Source organism: Erwinia typographi, from assembly GCF_000773975.1.
GTDB classification, from domain to species: domain Bacteria; phylum Pseudomonadota; class Gammaproteobacteria; order Enterobacterales; family Enterobacteriaceae; genus Erwinia; species Erwinia typographi.
In genome coordinates this window covers 1-452 of sequence record NZ_JRUQ01000135.1, presented here as the reverse complement: position 1 = coordinate 452, position 452 = coordinate 1, and the positions used below count along the sequence as shown (strand labels likewise).

Genomic DNA, 452 nt, shown 5'->3' with positions numbered 1-452 from the left:
TTCCGGATTGTTAAAGAGCATAATACTTCGCAGCATACCGTCGCCGGTACACTCTGAAGTATGTTGAGACAACTGCATGGTGGAGCTAAGCGGGATCGAACCGCTGACCTCCTGCGTGCAAGGCAGGCGCTCTCCCAGCTGAGCTATAGCCCCATACAGTTACTGCAGAGACCATCTACTACCACTCAACCGGGACACGTTCTTTTCCTGACGGAAAACACGCTGATTCATTCCCGACCGTTTGTATCCCTTTTAAAGGGACGCAATTTCTTCTCAGGCAAGGCATGCGGAAGGGAAGTTTACTTCAGGTAAACGACCGCGCGCATAACGCCGCATGAGATGAAATTTGGTAGGCCTGAGTGGACTTGAACCACCGACCTCACCCTTATCAGGGGTGCGCTCTAACCACCTGAGCTACAAGCCTGTAGAGGTTTTTTCTGCTCGTTACTTTT

Annotated in this window: 2 tRNA genes; both read right to left on the bottom strand. The window is 51.1% G+C overall.

Annotated features, from left to right (window positions below):
• Positions 1-77: 77 nt before the first annotated feature.
• Positions 78-153 (bottom strand) — tRNA-Ala (locus tag NG99_RS27325).
• A gap of 194 nt (positions 154-347) precedes the next feature.
• Positions 348-424, bottom strand: a tRNA-Ile gene (locus NG99_RS27320).
• Positions 425-452 lie beyond the last annotated feature (28 nt).